2 protein-coding genes and 3 pseudogenes are annotated in these 7,004 nt (G+C 40.1%); 1 reads left to right on the forward strand and 4 read right to left on the reverse strand.

The features are described 5' to 3' along the window. Positions 1 to 553: 553 nt before the first annotated feature. Positions 554 to 2,407 carry a hypothetical protein gene (locus tag IM515_RS23990; RefSeq protein WP_287628248.1) on the reverse strand — a complete coding sequence of 618 codons (1,854 nt, stop codon included), beginning with the start codon at positions 2,405 to 2,407 and terminating at the stop codon, positions 554 to 556. A 64-nt stretch (positions 2,408 to 2,471) separates the two neighbouring features. Beyond that, positions 2,472 to 3,789 (reverse strand): annotated as a pseudogene (locus IM515_RS23995) (RNA-guided endonuclease InsQ/TnpB family protein). Between the two features lie 444 nt (positions 3,790 to 4,233). On the opposite strand from IM515_RS23995, the pseudogene IM515_RS24000 reads away from it, so the two are divergent. Then, positions 4,234 to 5,116 (forward strand): annotated as a pseudogene (locus IM515_RS24000) (IS5 family transposase). A 218-nt stretch (positions 5,117 to 5,334) separates the two neighbouring features. Here the strand turns inward: IM515_RS24000 and IM515_RS24005 are convergent. Next, complete coding sequence (locus tag IM515_RS24005; RefSeq protein ID WP_002798467.1) at positions 5,335 to 5,745, reverse strand: hypothetical protein; 411 nt, start codon at positions 5,743 to 5,745, stop codon at positions 5,335 to 5,337. Between the two features lie 193 nt (positions 5,746 to 5,938). Then, positions 5,939 to 6,743, reverse strand: a pseudogene (locus IM515_RS24010) (NF041680 family putative transposase); the annotation flags it as partial. Between the last annotated feature and the right edge of the window lie 261 nt (positions 6,744 to 7,004).

The following is a 7,004-nucleotide window of genomic DNA, read 5'->3' on the forward strand; positions in this document are numbered from 1 at the left end:
AGAGAAGATATTGATAAAAATAGCAATCATAAAAACCAAATCCCCAACATTTATCAAGCAATTATTTTTATTAGTAAATATTCTACACGACTCAGTCCAGATAAGCAAGATGGCTTACCACTACTACCGAATCACTACCTAGCGATGTTTAAAGTTGAGCGGTAGTTAGGTTAGTTGGAAAGGGAAAAATAAGCAATCGGCAATCAGCTATCAGTTGTCCATTTTTATTTGTCTTTTATTGCATTAGTTAGCCATATAACTGGCTCTTCGGTTTGTGTTATGCAATGGACGGGGGTTATAAGGGATGGAACCCTTATAGAGAAAGGCATTTAGCGATTTTTGTCAATTGTTTTTGCTCTAGAGCGAACTAATCAATTAAGTCTCTTGCCAGATAAGGATTTAGTCGATTTATGCCCCCCTATCGAACCATAACAAGTAACGAAGAGCCATATAACTTTTATCTGACTAATAACTGATAACTGATAACTGATAACTGATAACTGATAACTGATAACTGATAACTGATAACTGATAACTGATGACTGATAACTGATTAAAGACAGTTTTGCTGCCAGAGTAGTTCTTTTTTGATTCCCTGTTTTTCTCCGGGGGGGACAGTCCTTTCCCGCATAATATAAAGTTGCAGGGATTTAATCTGTTGATCACTACCGTGCTGCTGATTCCAGTTTTGACAGAGATACTGACCAAACTCTCCATAAACTGACCGACCAATAGCTCGATTAAGATTAATAAAATACACTCGCCACTGCATGGTTTTATACAAACGATTGCGATCGCTATCCGTGGGTTTATCCCAAATTACCGGCTGTCCTTCTCTAAATAAATCTACCGTGGAACCATCGGCTAATTGACTGACTGCCACAAACCAAGCATCATCTCGGGGCGGACTAGGGGAGAAAATAGTCCAATACTGGTCTAAACGAGTTATTCTTGCCAGAATATCAATTGTATTAAAAGTACGACGGGTGAGCAAGCGATCGAGGGATTGAATTAAAGGTGTATTTAAATCGCCTCTAATGGCCGATTGCCGGACAAAACTGCGTAAATTCCAGATACTGGTCAACAAGAAGAAGAAAATTACCAAAATATTTAAAGGTAAAGAGGATTTAATCGTCAGGGGACGAAACTTGAGAGGTTTGGTGAAATTGCCCATAAAACGACGATGGGAGGCAATCCACTCATAAATTCTCGTTCCCAGGGTCATGAGGGGCGGTAAACGCAAAATTGGCACTAAAAACCAGAAAATCGGCGAAAGACTGACAATATAAACCAATGCTGACCATTTAAACCGACGTTTTCCCTGCCAATCTTCCACCACCCAAGAATTTTGGGCCACCATATCCTCGTATATTGAGGGGTTATCCTGCGCGACTAACAGGGGAGTGCCGGGTAAAATGAGAAAAGTGCGGAGAAGATGAACAACTTTCTTGCAAAATCCACAATCTCGATCATAATTAATCCTTAAACCTTCTCTTTCTGGGTTTATTATCCGTTTTTGTCCCCAATCCCAGACTAAGCTAGGGATGATCGGCAACCAATAGGTAACACTCAAGAAAGGGAAAACCCCTAAATGTAGAATCAGTGCAAAAACCGTATGCAAGAAAATAAAGGAAACTACGGCGATTATTTTAAATAAACTATTGCGAAAGGGAACAAACATCAATAGCGGACCGAACCATTCAAAGCCTAGGGCTGAAATTGTCAGGAATTTGAGGAATTGCTGCGGTAAAGTCAGTAAAAAACTCCCGAAAGCGGTAGCGTATTGATCGTAACTAAGAGAGTAATAAACGGCTGTACCGTCGGGCCACCAAGTCTCACTTTTGAGTTTAAAGACCACTGACCACATATAGATGTAACACACCTGTATCATAAAAGCCACCGTGGCAGCCGAAACCACACGCTTGGGTAGGGGGTTGGGATTGGTGTTTAAGGCACTTTCCACGGAATAACAGGCACCGAGGGGTAAAAACATCGCCCAGAATAATACTGCCCGGATTACGTCATCGGCGGCAAATAGTAACAGGGGGTTGCGATGATGTAAAGAGACGATTAGCGCCCAAGTGGCGATCGTGGCTAAACGGGTATGATAGCCAATTAAAAGCAATAATGCGATCGCTATAGCGACAATAAACAGGATACTCTGCACCAGTACCGAGTCACTGAGAGCAAAAATCGACCAGTAAAAAGGACTAGCAGAAACTTTCGATAAGCTTCCTAGGGGTAAAACCCCTAATTCGCTGTAATGGGCAGTTACTTGGCTAAAACGAACCGATAAATCCACTAAAACCACTAACGCCAAGGCAATGCGAAATAAAGCCAGCGATCGCAGGTCAAACCCGAAAATCTCTGCCAGTCTTTGTCTAAATGATTTTGTCATTATCGCCATAGGATGATGATTCCCTCCACTTCTTCAATAAACCTACTTTATAGCAATTGACATACTCCCACCGTCAAGCTACGCTGTGACGGGGGATTCTTGACCTATCACTATCGGAAATTCCTTGTTCAACGAGACAGCTTAGATTCTCAATGTCTCCACTGAAAATCCAGAGACCGGACTCTCCCCCCCCCTTGCCCCCCCGAACCCCCCGATGTCGGGGGGGCAGGGGGGGTTTCTGTTTGCCCAACAGTACCGTTGAGATGATTGCCCAAATATTGTAACCCTTTTTTAAGAATATTTATGGCTGCATTATGATCCCTATCTAAGACTGTTTGACAATTAGGACATTGATGAGTTCTAGTGCTTAAGGTTTTTTGAACTCTCGTCCCACAAACTGAACAATCTTGAGAAGTGAAATGTGGTGGTACAGCAACACAAACAATCCGATAAATCTTGGCAAAATAATTCAACCATTCAGTGAATTGATACCAAGAAGCATCGGAAATCGACTTGGCAAGCTTACGGTTTTTGACTAAGTTTCTTACCTTTAAAGCTTCATAAACTACCAGATCATTAGACTGGACTAACGCCAAAGCGTCTTTAATTGCTTTGTCTTTACGTTGTCTTGATACTTTAAGATGAAGCCTAGCTACTTTTATCCGTTGCTTGTGATAGTTTTTGGACTGTTTCTTTCCTTGACGAAATCGTTTTGATAATCGTCGTTGTGCTTTTTTTAGTCGTTTTTCTGACTTGCTTAAATAACGTGGATTCTCTACAGTATTACCTTGGGCATCGGTATAAAATTCCTTTAACCCTAAGTCAATTCCTGTTATTTGTCCCGTTGGTTTATGGTATTCTTGCCGTTCTACGTCAATCAAAAACTGACAATAATAACCGTCAGCACGTCTAACAACTCTTACCCGTTTAATCTGTTGCTCTGAATAATAAACTAAGGTTTTTTGACTACACCATAAATCAAATTCTCCTGCTTTAAAGCCATCGGTGAACTTGATTTTACGTCTATCATCAGATAGTTTGTAGCCCGTTAGTTTGTATTCAACAGAACGGCTATGTTTTTTAAATCGAGGAAAACCCTTTTCCCCTGGTATCTTGGCATGACAATTCTGGTAAAACCTATTAATTGATTGCCAGGCTCTATCAGCAGCCGATTGACGAGCTTGAGAGTTTAATTTATTAACCCAAGGGGTCTCTTTATTGTTAGCTAGTACCGCGCAAAGTTTTTGGAGATCATTGCGGGTTGTCCCTTGATTGTCCATCCAATAACGAACACAAGAGTTACGCACAAACTGAGATGTCCTAATTGCTTCATCTAGTCTTTGGTATTGTTCTGCTGTCCCGTTTTTTAACTTGGCTTCTACGACTAGCATTGATTAATCCTCGACCATTGGATAGTTTAAATATAACACAGTTTACCCATAGATGGTAGTATTAAAATCGTGCTTCGCAGTTAATATCCTGGTCGGATTTCATCCCCCGCAAAGGTTGATGTCTTGTCGAAAAATTTAGCGGGGGCATTCATCCGACATTTTAGGTAAAAAGGCCAAAGGCAAAAGAAAGCTGTCAGTATTCTCCGAGTCAGTATTCTCCGAGTCAGGACTCATCGTTCGCTCAATTTTTCGGGAGTGAAGGAGTAAAATCGGTTGAAAGACTTGCCCCGTAAAGATTAGAGCGAAACCAGCGACTTCACTAGACCCCTTGCCTAATTTTTTTATTGTATAATAGAGGGTTTGGCTTTTTTCTCAATTTTTAGATGGAAGTGGAAAAAAGAATAAAATGTGATCTTAGGTCAGGAAATCATCTATACTTTTGCTATGTTTATTAGCAAAAATATGGATTATCAAAACTTATCAGATGAACAATTCAAACGCCGTTTCGGTGTGTATAAACAAACATACAGAAAGATGGTAGAATCAGTAAAAAGTGTTGAAGCCGACTCTAATTCAGCGTTCGGATGCGCTCACGCCGAAGCCATCTAAAAGGAGACCGAAACCTAAACTATCTATAGAAGAACAAGTTTTAGTAACGTTAGAATATTGGCGAGAATATAGAACATATTTTCACATTGGTACAAGCGGTAAACTATCAGAATAAACTATAGGTCTGATTGTAAATAAGACGGAAAAAATGCTTTGACAATCGGGAAACTTCCGTTTAAAAGGAAAAAAATCTCTACTAAATCAAGCAGAGATACCGGTCGTAACGGTAATGGATGTAACGGAAACTCCCATTGAACACCCCCAAAAGAAACAGAAAGATTTTTTGGGGGGTAAAAGAGGTTATCATACTTGAAAATCCCAATTAGTAGCTGATAAAAATACCAGGGAAATTATCTGTGTCTTTTGTGGGAAAGGTAGAGGTCATGATTTTAGTTTATTTAAAAAAAGTCGAATTCGTTTTCATCCTTTAACTACTAGCAGAGAAGACAGTGGTTATCAGGGAATAGCTGCATACCATAGTAATAGTTATACACCGAAAAAGAAACCGAAAAATAGAAAATTAACAGAGTTAGAGAAGGGTTATAACAAGGCTTTAGCCAAAGAAAGGATTATCATTGAAACTATAAATAGGAAACTCAAAATCTTTAAAATCTTATCCTGTAAATATCGGAATCGTCGTCGAAGATATAGTTTAAGAGTTAACCTGTTGGCGGCTATTTATAACTATGAGTTAGGGATAGGTATAGCAACTTATTAAAAGTTGCCAAACATTAATCAAGTCAAGGAGAATTTATTCTCAATTTTTATAATTGAGATAGTTTGTGCTGCTTAAATAAAGAGGTTTTGACAACCAAATTAAAGCATATCTAAAGAGTTTTGGGTTAAAAGTTAAACTTCAGGTTTTCATTCAGAACAAATGCACTAATCAACTATTTTTTTGGGGAAAATTAGTTAAACCACAATTATAACATATAATTAATTTGCAAGAGTTCTAATGAAACTGGCATTAACTTGATAAGAAATCAAATCTCCCTCGACAAAGAAACTGAGGCCGTAGCGACCCGGTGTTAAATTCAAGGATAATCGAGCGCCGTATTCAACCGAACCGACGACGGTGGCGACACCCTTACTATCGAATCGGACCAACTCGGTGATCACCTTGGGGTCGGTGGCGAGTTCCAGACGAAGGTTATGCGAAGTCCTGAATCTGAGTCTGTCCACACTATCCCAAACGCCGAGGCAATTAGTTTCCCCTAAGTGTCCGTCAACGCCGAAACTTTTTCCTGTCCTCGCCGTTCCCAGATCGATCGCCCCGCCCCACTCCCGACTCAGATCGCGTCTGGCATAAATCTCGCCGTCCATTCCAGTAATGATGTCTCTGTTCATCGAAAATTTTGGGTCTGAAACCCCGTCGTTCTACGACGGCTTTACTGTTAAATATGAGCATCGTTTACAAAATATATGCTAGAATCTGGAGTTTAGACTAGACTGTACCGTTTGATGTCGGGGGAAGCACATTAAAATTTGTCTTAGCCTGTCAGAAAGCTAAGAATAGTCAGAAATATGATCAATTCTTGTTTTAAGCTACCTCTTTTGTCTCTTTTTTCTGTCGAGTAACTGTCTTTTTCACCGTCGGATAACGAGTTTTTTTGTGACGTTTTTTTCCCTTCTCCCAACCTGGGGACTTTCCTCTGGGTTTTGGCGGTTTGGCGGGTGTGCCTATCTCGACCAAAAGTCCCAAAAAGCTTTTTGCCACTCTTCCAGGGGTTAATTTCTCCACAGGTAAAGGCTTTTGCCAAGGTAAGGGATTATCTTCTATAATCTCACGAAGCTCACCATAATTGCCATGTCATAATAGGGATTAAATCACTCCACCTTTGACCCTTCTCAGTGGTTCCTAGTTTAGGTAAAGTCCAGTGTAATCTTTGCTTCATACAACGATTCCAATGCTCAAGGAGAAAGCGTCTTAAATACAATTTCCACAGGTCGATTGAGCATATTTCTTCTTCTCCTATCCAAGCCAACCACATTGGTGTAGTAGACCTTTGAGAGAGTTTTTTCCCCTGAGGTTGAACCAAGATTATAGACATGGGATAATCAGCCGATTGTTCAAAATGAAAACGATTCCATCTCGAAATTTTTACGACCCCCCAAGTTGGGTCATCAATCTCAATAATTTCTACTGGAACTGCCCAAGTTTCTGGGTCAGATAATTTCATTTTTTCACCAGGTTTTTTCGGTCTCCCATTTCCTTGATATTGGGGAGGTTCTGCATAAATACAGCGATTAGGGCGTAGCCGAATTAGTTGATCTGCATTAATGTTTGCTGTTTCTTTAACAAAGGGAGCGCATCCGTACTCACTATCCCAGAGCGTTATTGGTCTTTGTTGGGGGTAATGATTTGGTAGTAGTGGCGTAGCCCTCTTGCTTACCTGGTATGAATTGTGTAAAATATTTATGAATAAAAATAATTGGCTCGAATGGTAATGATTCGGTAGTAGTGGCGTAGCCCTCTTGCTTACCTGGTATGAATTGTGTAAAATATTTATTAATAAAAATAATTGGAACCCGCTCAGTCTTTAAACCTCTAGCTTGATTATGACTTTTCTGATAAATATCTTTTTCTGGCTCCTGTCTGGCTTACT

Origin of the sequence: Microcystis sp. M44BS1, from assembly GCF_020244875.1 — a bacterium.
In the GTDB taxonomy this organism is placed as follows: Bacteria; Cyanobacteriota; Cyanobacteriia; order Cyanobacteriales; family Microcystaceae; genus Microcystis; species Microcystis panniformis.

Bases quoted from the DNA above. Each gene is read 5' to 3' on its own strand.
- IM515_RS23990 (WP_287628248.1), bottom strand. From the start codon at position 2,407: ATGGCGATAATGACAAAATCATTTAGACAAAGACTGGCAGAGATTTTC.
- IM515_RS24005 (WP_002798467.1), bottom strand. From the start codon at position 5,745: ATGAACAGAGACATCATTACTGGAATGGACGGCGAGATTTATGCCAGA.